Below are 19,053 nucleotides of genomic sequence, written 5' to 3' on the forward strand. Positions count from 1 at the left end.
ATTTTTGATATATGTTAGAATTGAACCCTTACCCCTAAATTATACGATCGGCTTTTCGGAAAAGAACCGTTGTCCACGCCCGATACAAACGGATTTGTAGACGAGTTAACCTCCGGATCGTAGCCACTGTATTTACTCCACGTAAATAGGTTGGTACCCGATATATAAGCACTTGCCGATCGGATGAATAAACCTTTAAGATAATCCGAAGGTACACGATAAGTCAAGGTAATTTCTTTCAGGCGAACAAAGGATCCGTCTTCCATATTGAAATTAGATGGTCTAAAATTCTGCATGGAATCACCATAGCGTACCATTGGAAAATTGGTCACATCTCCTTGCTGCCGCCAGCGATTCATAGCATCTTGCCCGAGGTTTCCAGTAAATGTCATTTGGTTTCTACGCCGTCTCAACTCATTCATCACCATGTTCCCCTGTGACCAATAAAAAATCATATTCAACGAAAAGCTTTCATAGGATAATTTACTGGTAAAGCCAGCAATAAAATCTGGATTGGGATCACCGATAATCGATCGATCGTAATCATCAATAACACCATTATTATCTAAATCTGCCCAGATCATATCCCCGCCTTTGAAAACCTCTCCGGTAGCGGCACCTCTACGGTATTGCCCCTGTGTGCCATCCGGCGCGAAGTATACATTACTCTCGTCCCGATCATAGACACCGAGTGCCTGGTGCGCAAAAAACACACCTATAGGCTGCCCTATTCTACCCAGTGCATACTCATTGACGAGTATATCGTCTCCATTTGGTAGCTGTGTAATCTTATTACGGTTCAAACTAATATTGAAACCTGTTTCCCAACGAACTTTTTTATCGATGTTTACGGTCTCGATTAGAAATTCCAGACCTCTGTTTTCTATACTTCCAAAATTTGTTGCTACTGAGGTAAATCCGGTGTAATAGTTGATCGGAAAATCAAACAAAAGATCTTTACTGCTTTTAAGATACGCATCGGCAGTGACATTGACTTTTCCTTTCCATAACGTTAAATCCAATCCTGCATTGTACTGCGTGGTTGTCTCCCAACCTAAATTGGTATTCATCAGACTGGCGTGGTTAATAATTACATTTCCATCATATCGGCCAGAAGAAGCTGAATACTCTCCCTGCCAAGCATAATTGGAAATACTCTGATTACCCGTTATCCCCATACTGGCACGCACCTTACCATCCGTCAAAAAGGATCTTCTGATACCGCGCATAAAAGGCTCGTGGGAAAAACGCCATCCAGCGGAGGCAGAAGGGAAATAACCAAACCGCTTATCGCTACCGAACCGGGATGAACCATCAGCTCGGATTGTAAAAGACGCCAAATATTTACTGGCATAATTATAATTTGCCCGCCCAAAAAAGGAAAGTAATATACGTTCCGATTCGGTTCTCGATAGCGACGTAAAACGTGCTGCTGTTTGTATAGGTGTTACTTTCGAATCAATATGGTTTTCGCCCTCCAAACGGATATTTTCACTAAAATCCCGTTCTATAGCTTGTCCCAATACAACACCAATACGATGCTTATCTATCTTTTTGTCATATGACAACGTATTTTCATTGACGAATTTTTTCACGTCTCCCTGCCTAAATTTACCAAAATCTCTTCTTGGGGTGGCCGAATCGAAGGTCTTTGGCTGGAAGCTCGATTGCTTTGTTTTATCAAAACTAGCATAGAGACTTGTTCGAAGTGTCAAACCCTCCATTAAATCTGCCGAGACAAACTGATTCAACGTTATTCTATCTTGAAAGAAGTTAATGGGTACTTTCTGTGCCATTGCCAATGGGTTTCTCATTTCCCGCTGACCTAACCAGTCAACCAATTCACCAGTAAGTGGATCATAAGGTGAAAACACCGGGTTTGTAAACAATGCAGCCCGGAGAGCACTGTAGTTATTACTACTTGAGGAAAGTATACGGTTGTAGTCCACATTGGTATACGATACCCGAGTTCCCGCAGATATCCGACTAGATAATTTATAAGAGAAATTTCCGCGCATATTTAGTTGCTTATAGCCAGTAGCGACCATGACTGGATCAAGATCACGATAGCCGATGGATACACCGTAAGAGAATGTTTCCGAGCTGCCCTGCAAACCGAGGTCGTGCCGACTTTGATACGCCGGTCTAAAGATCACATCTTGCCAATCTGTGGTACGATTATAGTACGGATGATAGGGATTGGTTACCCATAATTGTGTAATACCTTGCCCGTTATTGGCTCGAGCTTCGGCATAGGCCGTTCTAAATTGGTCTCCGTTCATAACATCTAGCTTTCTCGAAACCGCCACCATACTCGACGTATGGTCATATGTTACTCTCGGACGAATTGCTCCAAATTTATTCCCACCTTTCGTCGTGATGATCACCACTCCATTTGCAGCACGCGACCCATAAATAGCTCCTGAAGCGGCGTCTTTCAACACCTCTATCGATTCAATATCATTGGGATTAAGACTGGCTATGGGGCTAAACGTCGCATCGCCATCAATGGATGAAATATTGGAGGATTCCATCGGCACCCCGTCAATAATATAAAGCGGTTCGCTACCGCCATTGATTGAAGACGCACCTCTAATCTTGATGTTCGAACCTGCTCCCGGCTCCCCCGAAGTGGTCACGATCTGCATACCGGGTATCCGTCCCTGCAAGGCGGAGTTAATCGTTGCCCCAGGATTTGTTTCCATGTCTTCGGCCGAAATCGATGTAATGGCTCCGGTGACATCCCGTTTCTCTTGTGTACCGTACCCGATAACAACGACCTCGTCAAGGTTACTTGCAGTTTCCCGCATTTCGACGTTCAATGTGGTCTGGCCATTAAGTGCCACCTCTTGTGTCTCTCTTCCTAAAAAGGAAAAAACAAGGGTCGCATCCTTGGGAACACCTGACAGCGAGAAAGCACCGTCTTGGTTAGTAACAGTCGTAATGACCGTTCCCTTGACGGTTACGGAGGCTCCCGCGATAGGTTCGTTAATTCTAAAATCGGTGACTGTACCCTTTACCGAGAGGGATTGCGCGTGAAGAAGTATCGGCGACAAAAGAAGTAAACACAAGATAATTTTCATCTGTAATTTCATATATCTACTGTTTATAGTTGCTAGTTTATTAGGTTTATTCTTGTTTAAAGATATTATTTTACGTACACCACGCTCCTCACTGCCCGCTGAGAACCTCCGCTTGGAAGATTGACAAGACCATTACTGCCCAATCCTTGTGCATACATTGTCGTTGAGCCGCCACCATCGAAGTTCATTCCACTTGCCGCTCCTAAAGCTTCCAAGATGAGTCCCAACTGCGGGGTGGTCACTCCCGTTACACCATTGCCGGTATCTACGGTCACCATAATGACGCGTTTGCCATCTGCACTGACGCCTAAACCCGTTCTAGCCGTAGACGACGTATTGTGGGGGTTATCATCCTGTTGGAGATGATTATGGTCGACAAAAAGTATGGGGCCGCAGACAATAACGTTTTCAGCTTCGGAGAACGGTATTTGTGCAGCTTGTAAGTTCAGATTGCCGCTTCCAGTAATATGGCGTACCGACGCGATATTATTGTTTATGGTCAACGCGGCATTAACAAAACGAGTAGAAACACTGGTCAACGTACCCTCCTGCACTTCAACTCCGTCTATTCTGATATACGGGTCTTTGTCTACCGCTCCGGATATCGGAAAATAACCTGCATTGATACCTGCTATTCCTCCTAAACCAGCAATCATGTTTACGGTAGAAGCATTAGTTGTCGAAAAACCAATCGCCAATTCATTGGACTCGTCGAGCGTTACATCCAAGACATTTATTCTCCGTTGAACATCACCGAATAGTGCAAATGTACCCGTCTTATGGACTATCCCGTTTCTAACCGGAGTAGCAGCCCAATCATATTTAGCAATTGTATTCTGATCCAAATTAATATCTATTGGCATGGCGTTGGAAACCAGATCAGCTCTGGCTACTGTAATATCTGTAGAAGTTACATCACCCAAATCGGGCACTAAAACTATTAAGGATGTTTCACTCGCCTCGGTAACGGTTGCTTCGATGTCACCAAACTTTACGATATTTTCTTCTGCTACTGGGCTAAAGTTTATACCGGAAATAACCAATACGGCATTATAAAAAGTAGTGGCTGGGACAGATGTGATTTCCGGCCGGAATCTTTCTACATAATAAAACTGCGCATATTGGGAAGGAAGGAGCTGACCCGACACAAACACCTGAATATTTACCGCTTTATCTGAAAACCCACCAGGTGCTTTTACTTTAATTTCCGTATCCGAAACGGATAATATTTCCGCGGCATCCGTCGTATTATCAAACCGGACCCTCACCTTTGTGGCATCTGTTCCAAATCGGGCCCCGGCAATGGTGATAACCGTACCGGCCTCCCCGGTCTCCGGAAGCACGGTAGTAATCTCGGGTTTTAATGCTGCTGGTGGAACGCTCTCCATATCGCTCCAGCAAGATGTGGTCAACGACGATGTTGTGAGGAAAAACAACCACACAACGTAGGAATAATTTAGTTTCTTCTTGATAGACATATTTAAATTTATTATGGTTTGTATCTCAAATTATTATACTGCTTTATAGCGATTTCTTCTCTCGCTATCTCAGTGTCTCCATAAATGTTAACGTACCCGATTTCACAAAAAACAACCTCTTAATCTATTTTTTTATTGTCCGGTCTCCCTGTCTCCTATATAATGTCATTATCCAGACAATACATCGCGCTAGTACGCTTCCTATAAAAATCGCTGTTGGTTTATATCTTTGTATTAACGAATCGGTAACGTAACCGAAACATTGTATCAAATATAAAAACTAATATTACAACAACAAAAAAAACACAAAATATTTTTTCTATCTCTATTTTTTTCAATAAAAGGCAGGACTTCTAACCTATATTTTTGGTTGATAAATTATTGTTAGGCCAAAATTTGGACTGCACACCGATAATTGGTATTTTCGAGGGAAATTGATTCGAATCATAAAAAACCTGTCCTTATTATTATATTGATGAAAATTATATCGAGCCTAATCATCTTGTTCCTCAGCATCGTCCTTTTTTTTCAGGCTCGTGCCGACGAATTTACATGCGCCGTCAACAGTTCATTTTCCGACTCCATTTCCGAAAATTGGATTATCAAGCATCTCCAGACGGATGAGCCTAAGATTATATTAAGTAAGCGCCGACTAAACGAAATTAAAAAAGCAATTAAAAAGGATTCGATTGTTAACACCTACTACGATTATCTGTACCAAAACGCGGAGTCTATTTTGAGTTTACCAATTTTAGAACGTAAAATGGTGGGGCGCCGATTACTTACCGTATCGAGGGATGCATTAAGTAGAATGGGCATACTGTCAACCGTTTTTGCCGTTTCTAATGAAAAGCGTTTTCTAACCAGACTTAATGAGGAGATAATTGCGGTGTGTAATTTCACAGATTGGAATCCCAGTCATTTCTTAGATGTCGCCGAAATGGCTTATGGTGTATCCATCGGTCTCGATTGGTCACTAAAGAAGCTCCCTCCTTCAACCATTGCCCTGGCTAAGAAAGCATTGGTCGAAAAAGCACTACAACCAAGCTTTAAAGAAAAATACAGCCGCTGGGTAAAAAACAAAAATAATTGGAATCAGGTTTGTCATGGTGGCTTAACGATTGCCGCCATCGTTGTGGCGGATGAACATCCGGGCTTGGCTGCTCGAATTATGAACAGGGCTATCGCAAACATACCCATTGCTTTGGCGCAATATGGTCCTGATGGTGTCTATCCGGAGGGTGCTTCCTATTGGGCTTATGGCACCAGTTATACGTTATTAATGCTCTCGGCCCTCCAATCTGCTTTTCAAACTGATTTTGCACTTGAAAAAATACCTGGTTTTATAGAAAGTGCCCTGTTTGTGGAAATGCTGACCGGACCATCCGGATTATATTATAATTATTTTGACTCCCGAACGACCAATGCCTGGGGACTGGAGAAGTATGAATTATTAGCCTGGTTTGCCGGCAAAACTAAAAATAGGAATTACTTTAATCGAGAAGAGTTTATGCTCGCGGCAAAAAAAGCGAGGCATGACAAGCTACTCGCTTCGAGACTCAGCGGAGCGGCATTACATTGGATCTCGGCAACACGTGATCTACCACAAAAAGCCTTTCCCGAAAACTGGAAAGGAGATGGTCCCAATCCTTTGATCATCTTTAAATCCAGAAAACATTCCTCTTCTAATTTTTACCTAGCGGCAAAGGGCGGAAGAGCTAATATAAGTCATGGCCACATGGACGCAGGATCTTTTATTTTTGAGCTTCAGGGCGTAAGATGGTCTGTAGATTTAGGCTTACAGGGCTACACACAACTGGAAGAGAAACTTGGATTGAAAGGGCTATGGAGTTCTACCAAAGATAGTAAAAGATGGACATTATTAAGCAAAAACAATTTTGGACATAGCACACTTACGGTAAACGATCAACTGCACCAGGCCAACGGAAACGCAACACTGCTGTTTTTTGTTGATTCTGTGACACACCCGCAGGGTCAATTTGATCTCGGGCCATTATTTCCAGACAAACTTTCCGCCGCTACCCGAACGTTCCGGAAATTATCCGAAGAAAGGCTGGAAATAATGGATTCATTGACCTTAACGTCAAAGACAGAAACGGTAACTTGGGCCATGGTGACCCAAGCCGAAGCTGAAATTACGAACGAAGGTTTTTTGCTTACTCAAGATGGCAAAACTTTAGCGGTAACGCTATTGTCACCACTAAACGCCGAAAAAAAAATAACTTCGTTAGATCCGCCTCCGCTCGAATACGATATGCAGGTTCCGAATTTGAAAAGAATTACTTTCCGCATGGAGGCAGCTGCACTAAAAGAGCATGGAGGAAACATCAACGTACATTTATCCGGTGAGGATGAGAAATAACATGCGGCATACGAACGTTAATGTATTTGGGTTCCTATAAATTTAGCTTTTTTCATCATACTGCATTTTTTATCGTTTTTAATTTATTTAACCTCTTGATATAAAGTGGATCCCGGTTCTAACAGTTCCATCGACCATAATGCACTTAGTGCGGCGTATTTAGTGGCTGCCAGCGATTCTCCATGTACGGGCTTCGGAAACGTCTGCGAAAGGTTTCGCATAGCGGACATCGATGTGTTGGCTCCAAAGCTCCATATATACTTTAGCAGAACGGCGCGATTGCTGGCGGTATTGCTCATAAACTGCTGGTAATAAAGCAAGGGGAGTGCCCGCAGCGTGGAGCGTGATCCCAGATCATACATGTCGTTTACCTTGCCACGGTATAGCGGAGGCAAAAAGGAAGCATCCAAATTTTCGAGGATAACCTTTTTTATCGCTTTGTCGTCGGTTGTCAGCCAAGCCCAAAACAGGGCTTCCGCCTGATAATACCCGGCAGCAGAATATTTGGCATTTGCATAGAATTTAATATTCCGATCCGCAATTTTCCGATATATCTCGTTGCTGGGATGGTTGTCGATGTAAGCTGCATAAGCTTGCGCAGCCAAGATATCGGCAAGCACCCATGAGGGGCCCGTTTCCTGGCGGCTGCGCCCGGCTTGCCCAAGACCATACCGTCCGGCGGCAGCATTTCCCTTCGCATAATCCTTTGGTCTGCTCACTTTTAGGGAGTCGGATTTTGCTTCATCAATATAGAATGTCTCCGCCCAGTCAAGAAAACGATAGCAGACATCCAGATAGGATTTTCTCTTCTTTTCATCTTTTACATAGCGGGACAGCTGAAATAAAGCCAATGTCATCTGCCCTCCATCGGCAACGTTGTAGCCACTGGCATGTTCGGAGTAGCCCATCGGAAGAGCGCCACTTGGCAGTTGTCTTTCGACAAGCATGTCGCAAAAGTGGATAGCACTTTCCAGGATGTCATTTGGCGATATCTTTGCCCAGAGATCCGTGTTGTTCGCCAGATGCTCCGGGTTTCTTTCCAAAAAATCCAGATAGGCTAACATGGCACGAACGCCGTATGCATCTCCAAAATAGTGATGGCTGTACCGGCCGTCGGGATATTTTTTCTGTACGTTGACGAGGTAGATGAATGCTTCTAGCATAGAACGCTCCACATCTACTGTTTCATTTATGCGGTCATGGGAATCAGGAGTTTCCAACTCAATGCTCCAATCAAACTGCTGGAAGGAAAAGCCCGTCGGCACCTCCCCGAATTTTATAATTCTGTCAAGTGTCTCTCCCGGTGAAATTTCTACATCTACCTTCTTTTGGGGTATACCCTCAATATGCAAAGAAAGCTTTCCTTTTACCGTTTTTGCAGTAGGGTTTTGAAGAGTAACGACAAACTTAGGAACAACACTTTCCTTGTTCTTTTGAATCGTTGTATTGATCGTTGTTTTCAAAACACGAGGTGTATGCAGTATATAATCTGCGACGCCGACCAATGTGTTTCGTAACTGCGGCTGTGCGACGATGCTTTGGGGGCTAAAACCAAATACGGCAATCGAGGAATGTTTATAGGGTCCACCCGCATGGATATCGAGACGGGCCACTATGTTTCCATCGTCGGTTGTCAAAAGCGGAATAACGCGTTTTTCTCTATCCATACGGTGATCATAAATACTTTTGGTATCCGTTCCATTCAATGATCCGGGAAATTCGGCAAGTGTATTTGCCAAGATGGTGACATCCTGAACGGTCTGTTGTGCTATCTCTCCGAAAGGAGAATCTTTGGCCGAGATGATGTGTACAGCGTCCTTTATAGACATGGATTGGAAAAAGGGATCTATAATCCATTGCGGTAAAGTGGTTTCGTTCTCCTGAAAGGGTAGCGACAAGGGTCTAAGCGCTGATGTGGGGGCATATATATCGGTCTCATTTTCACATAGGGAAACATCCGCAATGGCAAAGGCCATGCCTTTTTCCCGCCAGACAGTCATTAAGTTAGTGCCCATTGCCAGCGAATCTATACGGGAAGGGCCGAGTAAAGGGTATACCATGTCTGCGGCGTCCCAACCTTCTGGTATAAAATCAGCCAACGAAACGGTGTAATCTCCCCAGTCCGAGGATAACGGAACAAATGTGATCCACTTTTTGTTATCGCGATCTTTGATTTGTAGCGATAACAGATCCATATAGTGGTTACCTTTCGCTTTAAAGGTTAATACGGATCTATTAGGGGCAGCTTCTTTTACTATCGAAAACTGTGCATATATATCACGCATTCCTCTTTTCTCCGTAGCGAATTCTAACCCTTTCCCGGTGCTGTTTGGAAGGTCTACGGTCTGGATAGCCGGCTTGTCCATGGATGCTAGCCTCGGTGTCCTTGGCGGTTCGATTATCTGGTAATCATCGATATTTTTGAAGTCAACCACAACCACAGGATTCACAGGTTGGGGCCTATAATCAAAGCTAGCTGGACCGACAACGATGATGTTTCCGCCATTTGCGAGATATTGGCTGATGGCGGGTCGGCTTTTCGGTGGACAGGGTGCGTCTTCACCTATCAATAGCAGTCGGCCTTGATCAACGGAGATATCTGATAGGCCGTCGGCTGTTATATTCCGTACCTCCATTTTTTTTCCTGCTAGCTCTTTTTTCAATGCTGTAGACTGGTTTAGGGCATCACCAAAAACGAGTATACGCTCCTGTGCTGACAGCATAATAGGAAAAAATATAAACAGTGATAAACACACTAGATAAGCTTGCTTCATCATATTACTTCGTCTTTTTAAAAGGCATCATAGTTTATCAGTTACTTACCAAGCAATATATCGACAATATTAGGATAGTGAATGGTCATGTTTTCGTTAACTACGCTATAACCCGCTCCTTTGTAATCAAAAGAAGTATAAGGAACGTTATGTTTATTCAATATAAATACCACATCACGATACCAATTCGACCGGCTGGGTTCGGGAGTCGTCGTCATAGTACCAACTCCCCTATAAACAATGGGGCAAGCCGTAGGCGGTTAATAAATATGGCCCATAGAAGTGATCTGTCAGTAGTATATGATGATTGGAAGGTATGGTCAAAAACGTATTGGTTATCTCACTTACGTTTTCGGAAACTAAATCCCTTCCTCCTCTATCGTCTTTGCTTCCTTCAACGCTTTAGTCGTCAAATAATACTTCGCTAGTATAAACGATTTTTCCCACGCAGGCAAAACCCCGTCCTTCCGATATTGTAAGAATCCGTCCAATACCTTTGCAAAATGGTCTTCATGGCTTAGATAGAGATTTTCCGGAATAATAATTTTATAGCCATCTGATAAGTTCTCTGCTGTTAAACCTGTTAGGTTGTCGATACCGCTTAGCGCATCCTTCAATTGGGTTCCAAAATCAGGAGTATCCTCATTCGGGGTGACAAAAACAGCCGCTTTACCTCCTTCATCAGGCTTGATCTCTATTTTTAACCGATTGGTAAGAAAGTGTGCATAAAACTGATCTCCCCTCCCATCCAACGACTCGGCATGCCACCTAACATCAATGGAAACGGGTATACCTTTAAAGGTGTACGCCAGTTTTCCATTGCTAAAAACATCAATATGATCGTTGCCGACAACATGCTTTTGCAATACAGATGGAAAGTTGGATAAGCCGGTTGACTTTTGAAATTGTTCCTTCGATAGGCTGGTTTTCCATCGTTGAGAATCAGTAAGCTTCACATCTTGGTTAATGTCGATAACCGTTTCCGATGACAGCATCCATTGTACCAAATCGATATAATGTGTCGTGACATCAACAAGGCCCTCGCCTTGTTTTTCGGTATCAAAAAACAAGGCCGGACGTAAGAGTGGTTTGCCCGAAACATCCTTGATAAAGTGATGCACACTTTGGAATAGAATCGACGGATCATCATCCTTTACATCCAATAATCCGCCTGAAAAGTCCTGATTATTTAGTAGCGATTTGACGATCTGATTTTTCACATCGTATCGTTCTGTCATCATATCGTAAACCAATACCTGTTCTTTTTCTCCATTACCTTCCATTAACGCTTCCAGTTTACGGTAACCTGTTGCATCGATGACCAAAGGTTTGTCCGCAAAAACGTCTCTCCCCTGCTGAACGGACTTTTGGATATAGTCTATCTTCCGCTGATTATCACCAGCCAGCACCACAACATTCCCTGCTGTAGGATCAAATGCTTTTTCCAAAAAATCTGCTCCAAAATAATCAACAGTCTCCCATTGTGTCGGCTCACTCTCCCGCGTATTGTATTGTGTGATCAGTTGTTTATATCCTTCCACTGTGGCACTAGAATCTGCAAATAAGTGCACGACTGAATCGATACCAGGATGCGTATGTTTCTGCACTAAAGCCGCATGAAAATGCTGTGGATCGATAACGGTCAATCTGGCTTTATCTTCTTCTTTTTGATTAGCAGGATTCTCACCGGTACATCCAACTCCGCACAGAAGGATTATTGGTAAAGAAAAATAGCTTAATGTTCTCATTTTACAAACTCCATTTTCTAATTTTATGTGCATATACCGCGTAGTATATAAGATACAGGTAGCAGGGAAATAATACCCAATACGCTTCGCGTAAACCATATCCATCTGCAAAATATCCATAAACCATAGGCAAAATGGCGTTACCACACAGCCCCATGATCATTAATGATGCACCGACTTTGGTAAATCTTCCCAAGCCGTCCAGTGCTAACGGCCAAATACCTGCCCACGTCAAAGAATTAGAGATTCCAAGCAAGGTAATGAACCAAATAGATATATCCGCCGTATGTCCAAGAAACGTCACTTCCCCATTTGCGTAAACAATAAGCAAGGAAAGCACCGCACCCAATACGGTGACAATCTGTAATAAAGTTGTTTGGCTGATGAATCTGGGCGTAACGGCTATCCCCATGAAATAACCTACAATCGCCATCGCGAGTGTATAGGAGGGAAATACTTTTGCTTCCACCAGCGAGATTCCCATAGATCCCGCATAATTAATGATGGTATCGATGGAGATAACCTGTGCTCCAACATGGATAAAGATTGCCACCGCGCCTAAGATGAGATGGGGAAACTGGAAAATACTGGTTTTACTACTATTTGTCTCCGCTATTTCCTCACTTTCTTCGTCCGTATTTATTTCCGGGAGTGGGGAATACCGCACACCAATACCAATGAGTAGCATGACACAGCCTACGACTGCATAAGGCACGATAACCCGCCGGATCAATTCATCAAGAGCGGCACTCCGATCTGCGTCGGTCATTTCAGCCAAACTATCAAACATAGCTTGGTCTGTCGGGCGCAATACGGCAGCAGCAAATAATATCGGCGCCAGAATCCCGGCAAATTTATTACAGATGCCCATAATACTGATCCGCTGTGTCGCCCGTTCCTTCGGGCCCAAAATAGTGATATAGGGGTTTGCCGCAGTCTGTAGAATAGCCAGGCCAACACCAATGGTAAACAACCCGATCAAGAATACCTCATAGGTACGGGTCATCGCAGCCGGGATAAAAATAAATGCCCCTGTCGCCAAGGCGAGAAATCCCACCATCATCCCCTTCTTGAATCCAACCGTTTTTAACAGGTACGAGGAAGGTACTGACATAACAAAATAAGCGATGTAAAAAGCGAACGCTACCAGATACGACTGGAAGTGCGTTAGTTCACAAGCAATTTTGAAATAGGGTATCAGGATGGCATTAATCCATGATAAGAAACCGAAAATAAAAAATAATAAGGCAATAATACCAATGGAAATAGTCGTTTCCCTTTTGGTCAGGCTCGCCACCGTTTTTACCGTTGTTGCACTCATCCCTTATTTAGATTTTGGGTTCCCAACCTTTAGCATATTCCCTGGACCAAAATTCTTGCATGATCTTCTTATCATTGCTTATATGTCCATTAGACGGGTCTATTTCCAGCTGTTTGCCAGAACGCAAAGCAATATTACCCAACTGTACCAATAAGGTACTTTGATGACCGCTGATAATATCCGAATTTAAATTTTCTCCATTGTTAATAGCCGAGAACATATTCTGTATATGAATAGCATCCAGTTGCTGAGAAGGATTCGTCAGACTAGTTGTATCAATAGGCCCCGAGTCTTTTACCTCTTTGACGAGTTTTCCCTTTACATCAAATATTTTATAGGAATTCGCGCCATCTATCTGCAAGGAACCATTAGATCCATAAAACATGACACCAACGTTTGATCCGTCTGTTGGCGTGCGATTACAGCTCCTTCCTTCCCAGGTAATTAATTTATCTGGACCAAACTCGATGCTGATCATCTGTGTGTCTGGTGTCTCCCAGTCGTCCTGATAGGCATAACGCCCACCATTTGAGCTTACTCGGGTAGGGTAATCCACCTGCAGCCCCCAACGTGCAAGATCCACCATATGCGTACCATTGTTCAGTGCTTCGCCCGTACCCCAATGCCAGAACCAGTGCCAATTATAATGGATGAGGTTGTCTTGGAAATCTCTTCGCGGCGCAGGTCCCTGCCACAAGTCAAAGTCAAGCCATTCCGGTACGGCCACCTTCTTTCCTACACCAATGGACGGACGGTTATTCGCGTACCAAGTTTTAGCGTAAAACACTTTCCCGATTGTACCATTATGTACCTCTTGGATACCTTTGACTACATTCGGCCAAGAGCGGCGCTGGTTCCCCATTTGGATAACATTCTTATGCCTATTTACGGCGTCGATCAGTAGTTCGCCCTCCCGTGGATTATGCCCACAGGGTTTTTCCAGGTACACATGTTTTCCGGCCTGCGACGCCAAAATAGCGGCGGGTGCATGCCAATGGTCAGGTGCAGCAACGACAAGCACATCCACATCTTTGCTTTCCAGCGATTTTCTGAAATCAGCAAAACCCGTTGGTATTGTCTGCTGGTATTTTGTCAGTCCTTTTATACACTTATTAATGGCCCGGCTGTCCACATCACAAACGTGGATGATATCACTATTAGGTTGAGCCGCAAAATTTTGTGCTAATGCATTTCCCCGCGCATTAACCCCCATCATCGATATGCGCAGCTTATTATTCGCTCCTATGATGTTGTTATAACTTTTGGCGCTAAATGCCGGTAATACACCTCCTACACCAATTGCCGCCGAAGCAATCAATGTCTTTTTCAGGAAATCTCTTCTTGAATTATTTTTCATAATAAATTGATATTATTTTATAACATGATTTAAGTCAATTGAACGACCGCTAGAAACTTTACTAACATCTGCCGCCTCAATAAACGCACAAATTTCCAATGTTTCTTTGCCATCAAAAGGAGGAGTCTTTGTATCAAAAAACTCAACGATTTTTTCCAACAGCAAATTGTACCCTTTAAATGCCCCCAATGCTACCGTAGCCTTCTCACAATAAATAGTGCCTCCGTAAGCACTTTTGCCTTGCCGGGTACCACGGACTACGCCGATACGATTGTCGTCCCATACGCCCACAATAACATCAGAACCCTCTGTATGCGTCCTCGATACAGATTTACATCCTACACCCATTGCAGCGAAAAGCATTTCCACACCATGAATACCGTACCAGAAAAAATCTGGATGACTCGGGTCTAACGCCGCCGGACTATAGACATCTGCGCCTAGTACCTTACCGTATTTACCATCAATAACATCCTGCATTCCGTCGATGTATCGGAGGGAGGAAGATGAAAAGAACGGAATTTTATATTGTTCGGAGAGTTCAAAAATTTTATGGGCATCCGCATAGGAAGCGGCTAACGGTTTATCGATAAAAAGCACTTTATTAGCTTTAAATACTTCTTCCGCCTGCTCTAGATGAAGACGTCCATCGTTAGTTTCCAGCAATACAAAGTCCACCTGCTTCAATAACTCCTTAATAGACTTGGTAATCTTCACACCATAAGTCTGGATATCCTCCGTAAACTTAGGTATACGATCCGTAGCCGATGGAATGGTTTTCGTACCGTACGGGTATGCAGCTACTACTTTATACCCTCTATACTGTTCGGGATTCTGGTTGATAGATTTCGTAAAAGCTACTGAATGGGATGTGTCTAACCCAATAATACCTATGCGCTTCTCGTTTTGAGAGGTTATCGGCAGCGTAAAAGCGGAAGCTTGATTCGCGGCTAATCCTAGCATTGCTAGGGAACTAGCACCTAAAAAGTCTCTTCTAGTAAGATTTTTCATTAGAAAAAGTGTTTATTAATGGCGTATTCATATATTTTATTAATGGCAAATTATGTAAGGTTTATTTAAATAAATTGTGCCGGTTTACTTCGTTATTGTTTAAATATAAAAAAATGTGTACGTAACCGAAAATATTTTTAAAAAATAATTCATATTATCTCCGTCAATTCCTGCTTCTATTATTGGTATCGAAACCTGTTATTCGGGTTGTCGTTCATATACCATTTTTCCTTTTACCATGGTATACTGGATATTAATATTATCATCGAAGACAATAATATCTGCATCTTTTCCGATATCGATCGAGCCCTTTTCCTTTTCTACTTTCATTACCCGTGCAGGATTTAGGGTAATCATACGAATGATTTCGGTCAACGGAATATTCCCCAGCCCTAACATTGTCCTAACTAGCCTATCTGCCGTCGCGACGCTACCAGCAAATGCGGTTCTATCTTTAAGTTTTGCAACGCCATCTTCTACAAGCACTTCTATGCCATCATCATAACTCCCTAGTATCGATTTTGTATCCTTGGTTCCAGCAGCGCGCATAGCATCCGTTATCAACACCATCTTCTCCGGCCCTTTTATTTTATAAACCAATTTCAAGAGTGGATCTGGGAGATGCACACCGTCAGCAATAAGTTCAACATCAAAATCATCAATTAAATACCCCGCCTCAACGACGCCCGCATACCGAAAAGCGTGGCGTCTTGTGACGCCGGACATAGCCGAATAAAAATGGGTCATTAATTTATATCCGGCTTGATATGCTTTTTCAACATCTTCATAGATTGCATCGGTGTGGGCAATGGCCGCAATAATATCATTTGCCACTAGGTATTCTCCAAATGCCAGTGCGCCCTCTAGTTCTGGAGCGGCGCTCCATCGAACAATACTTTTATAATTAGCTATCAATGCTTTATATTCATCCTGATTAGGGTTTCGTATATATCTAGGGTCTTGAGCACCCCGTTGACTCATGGCAAAATAAGGGCCTTCTAAGTGGATACCTAATAGGTTTGCGCCCCCATTTAAACTCTGTTTTGCATTTTCATAACTTCTTAATGTCTCCTCTAGCCGCTCTGTCGTAGTCGTCAGCGTAGTTGGCACAAGTGATGTTGTTCCAAATCGGGCATGCGTTTTTGAAATTTGAATAAAGGCCTCTTCTGTTCCGTCCATAAAATCATATCCCCCTCCACCATGAATGTGAATATCGATAAATCCGGGGGATAAATATTGCTGCTTCACATCAATCAATGTATATCCTTGATATTTATGGATGTATGAAAGTTCATTCGTCGGAATAATAGCTTTGATTTTACCGTTTTCTACCAGTACGCCACCGTCTGTCAGGGTATCTTTTAGGATTATTTTTGCATTATAAAACAACGTCGGTCTTGCCATTTTTAGGTCTGTTTTATTTCTGTGTACGTACACGAAGATACAAACTTTTTTTATTTATCAAAACTTCACCTAAAAAAGTTACACAATTTTCTGAATGTCCACCTTTGAAGTCTTTTTTTCTGACTTATCTAATTAGAATTACCTTTGAGCCCACTCCGATGGCTCTCTTCTTTGAAACAAAAAAGATGAATTATCATACAGATGAAAAATCACTATTTTTGTCTATATGATAACGATAGAGGAATTGAAAAACGAATTGTTGGGAAAGTCTTTCCCCAAACGGGTGGAGATCTCACAGGAACAGGCCGTGGTAGATGTGGACACTTTCTTGAAGATACAGTTTATCGAAGTGGAAGCTTGGAAAAAAGATTTAGAAAAATGTCCCGCTTATTTACGATTAATCAAGTTCCGGGAAGCAGTGAAGTAATATGAAAAACGGGAATCTTATTCTCTGATAGTAAGAATAATATCCCCGTTATTTTAACAAAAGTTGTTTTACTCCTATTGTACTAGTTGAACCGAAAGCTCGTTAAGCAATGCTTTTGCATCATTGAGATCTTGATTCCACGTTTCGTTGCGCTTCGTAATCTTCAATTTCTGGATGGCAGTTTCCAACCGATCCAAGTTTGTCTGGTCTCCTTTGTCCTCCAACGCTTGTTTCACGACTTGAATCTTCGCATAGTCTTGAAGCCCCTCCAACAGACGCTCGTAACGAATCGAGCTTCTGGCATTTGGGTAGACGATATAAGTATCGCCCGCAGGCCAGGTGCGGAAACGCGAATCTAACAATGGATTTTCTACCCAAGAATTGAATGCCCAGCGCAACATACCATCAAAATTCGCTGCTTCGGCGTACCACGCCACGAGGACAGATTCCGCAGGGTCAGAAAATGTAAACTGATTGGGAAACGCATTACCGCAATAGATATAAAACGTCGTATTCAATCCCCGTGATTGACGGTCTTTAAGATCCTCTTCCGAAAAGGGATGCCCCAAAGCAATACTAATATCTTCACTATTTGGATAGCGCTGGTAGGTTTTTTGGTTATCAGCGTAAGAAACACCTAATTCCGGTGCCACTTTCTGTAATAAAGACAATGCCCCGTCCACTTCTTCCCGCGTACGTTCATCCATCGCGATATTGGTTTTTTCTAGCCAACCTTTTTCGCGCAGGTGCTCGGCAAAATCAACTAAGAAAGGGGTCCATAATTCTTCAAATATAGGCGTACCGGCTTTCGCCTCAACATTGACCAACTCGCCACTTGCTTCATCCTGATAGTGTATTTCGTTATTCCAGGGGATAATCGAATAACAATTGATCATTTTGTTAATACCAAGGTCTAACATAAACTGCACCCATTTATCAAATACGCTGTAATCGTACTTCCAGGAACCATCCTTTTGCTTTGTCCATATAATCATATCTGCATAGGGGTCAAATGTCTGCACATTCCAAGGATCTTTATTAAGTGTAGCCGTAATCACTTTTTGCCCCACATCCGCTAACATCTGCATCTGTGGTTTCAATGCTTCAAAATGTTCATGCGACCACATTTCCACTTCTTCCACACGGGCTACAGCAGAGGGATGTTGCCATAAATCTAAATGATAGGTCCATTCCGAAGCCTTTGGCAAGGCTTGATTGATAACCTGCAATGATAAATCCAGTTCCTGAGTGGGACTATCATCTGCTTTTACCTGTATCTTTGCTGTATAGCTTCCCGGTTTGGCATCTTCCGGAATACGCACGGTTATCCAAACAGGCCGTACCTTCTTTGCTTCAAGATCAAAAGACGAAAGTCTATCCAACATATCAGGCGATAGGGACGACACAAAATCTTCCGGTTTACGGTGTCCACATCCATCGGCAAACTCATCGGTCATCACATAGCGCACAAAATGAGCAGACGCAATATTTGCTGACAACTCGCCGCCGTTTTCGGTACGAAAACCTGATATTTTCACTTGTGCACCAGGTAATTCAGCATTTGTCCATAGCAATATTTGAGCAGAGACACGTTCTCCTCTCCATCCGGTAACGGAGGCTTGCTTTTCGACAGCGAAGTCGGGAGCCATGGACTTCGGAAAACGTTTATCAATCGTCACAAAAGAAGCGTGTAATCCATTTTCTACCATAGACCAATCGGACAAAGTATCCGCCGTCGGGTCGGGTAATTCCTTAAAGTTGACCAAATCGAAAGAAGTTTCCCGCTCTTGTTCTTGTTGGTTTTGGCCGCATGCAGAAGCTATTCCGATGAGAATGGCACCACATAGCATACTTTTTAATTTTAGTGTGTTTAAGTTCATAATACGTCATTATTCATCTATGTCAGTATGACTCCACCCGATACCGTTGATGGAGTTCTAAGACATAATCTGACTTAAACTTCGCTAAAAAGTCCAGCAGATGCAAACATTGTTGAAACACAATCGATTGCTTAAAAATACTTTTACTTATTTTAACGCTGCCTCCCACTTTTCCTGCGCCCACAAT

Annotated in this window: 12 protein-coding genes; 2 read left to right on the forward strand and 10 right to left on the reverse strand. The window is 42.9% G+C overall.

Features of this window, described 5'->3' with window-relative positions:
- Positions 1–14: 14 nt before the first annotated feature.
- Together G5B43_RS03545 and G5B43_RS03550 are read right to left on the reverse strand one after the other, a co-directional pair.
- Positions 15–3,095 carry a SusC/RagA family TonB-linked outer membrane protein gene (locus G5B43_RS03545; RefSeq protein WP_165293310.1) on the reverse strand — a complete coding sequence of 1,027 codons (3,081 nt, stop codon included), beginning with the start codon at positions 3,093–3,095 and terminating at the stop codon, positions 15–17.
- 53 nt (positions 3,096–3,148) lie between these two features.
- Entirely contained in the window at positions 3,149–4,561 is a 1,413-nt protein-coding gene (locus tag G5B43_RS03550; RefSeq protein WP_165293311.1) for a phosphodiester glycosidase family protein, read from the reverse strand.
- A 475-nt stretch (positions 4,562–5,036) separates the two neighbouring features.
- On the opposite strand from G5B43_RS03550, the gene G5B43_RS03555 reads away from it, so the two are divergent.
- Entirely contained in the window at positions 5,037–6,944 is a 1,908-nt protein-coding gene (locus tag G5B43_RS03555; RefSeq protein WP_165293312.1) for a heparinase II/III family protein, read from the forward strand.
- Between the two features lie 83 nt (positions 6,945–7,027).
- Here G5B43_RS03555 and G5B43_RS03560 read toward each other — a convergent pair whose 3' ends face one another.
- The 7 genes from G5B43_RS03560 to nagA all read right to left on the reverse strand — a co-directional run bounded on the left by G5B43_RS03560 (position 7,028) and on the right by nagA (position 16,559).
- Positions 7,028–9,721 carry a hypothetical protein gene (locus tag G5B43_RS03560; protein ID WP_165293313.1) on the reverse strand — a complete coding sequence of 898 codons (2,694 nt, stop codon included), beginning with the start codon at positions 9,719–9,721 and terminating at the stop codon, positions 7,028–7,030.
- Positions 9,722–9,759: 38 nt separating this feature from the next.
- Positions 9,760–9,936 carry a hypothetical protein gene (locus G5B43_RS03565; protein WP_165293314.1) on the reverse strand — a complete coding sequence of 59 codons (177 nt, stop codon included), beginning with the start codon at positions 9,934–9,936 and terminating at the stop codon, positions 9,760–9,762.
- Between the two features lie 141 nt (positions 9,937–10,077).
- Entirely contained in the window at positions 10,078–11,466 is a 1,389-nt protein-coding gene (locus G5B43_RS03570; protein WP_165293315.1) for a putative oxidoreductase C-terminal domain-containing protein, read from the reverse strand.
- 1 nt (position 11,467) lies between these two features.
- Positions 11,468–12,787: a sugar MFS transporter gene (locus tag G5B43_RS03575; RefSeq protein ID WP_165293316.1), complete on the reverse strand. Its 1,320-nt coding sequence runs from the start codon at positions 12,785–12,787 to the stop codon at positions 11,468–11,470.
- Between the two features lie 7 nt (positions 12,788–12,794).
- Complete coding sequence (locus tag G5B43_RS03580; protein ID WP_165293317.1) at positions 12,795–14,144, reverse strand: Gfo/Idh/MocA family oxidoreductase; 1,350 nt, start codon at positions 14,142–14,144, stop codon at positions 12,795–12,797.
- 12 nt (positions 14,145–14,156) lie between these two features.
- Complete coding sequence (locus G5B43_RS03585) at positions 14,157–15,155, reverse strand: Gfo/Idh/MocA family protein (RefSeq protein WP_165293318.1); 999 nt, start codon at positions 15,153–15,155, stop codon at positions 14,157–14,159.
- A 198-nt stretch (positions 15,156–15,353) separates the two neighbouring features.
- Positions 15,354–16,559: an N-acetylglucosamine-6-phosphate deacetylase gene (gene nagA, locus G5B43_RS03590; RefSeq protein WP_165293319.1), complete on the reverse strand. Its 1,206-nt coding sequence runs from the start codon at positions 16,557–16,559 to the stop codon at positions 15,354–15,356.
- 226 nt (positions 16,560–16,785) lie between these two features.
- Here nagA and G5B43_RS03595 point away from each other — a divergent pair, with 226 nt between their 5' ends.
- On the forward strand, positions 16,786–16,986 hold the full coding sequence (locus G5B43_RS03595) for a DUF6965 family protein (RefSeq protein WP_165293320.1): 201 nt from the start codon (positions 16,786–16,788) through the stop codon (positions 16,984–16,986).
- Positions 16,987–17,060: 74 nt separating this feature from the next.
- Here G5B43_RS03595 and G5B43_RS03600 read toward each other — a convergent pair whose 3' ends face one another.
- Positions 17,061–18,866, reverse strand: a complete 1,806-nt coding sequence (locus tag G5B43_RS03600) for a DUF4091 domain-containing protein (protein ID WP_165293321.1) — start codon at positions 18,864–18,866, stop codon at positions 17,061–17,063.
- Positions 18,867–19,053: the final 187 nt, after the last annotated feature.

The sequence above is a fragment of the Sphingobacterium sp. SGR-19 genome, from assembly GCF_011043555.1.
Taxonomy (GTDB): Bacteria; Bacteroidota; Bacteroidia; order Sphingobacteriales; family Sphingobacteriaceae; genus Sphingobacterium.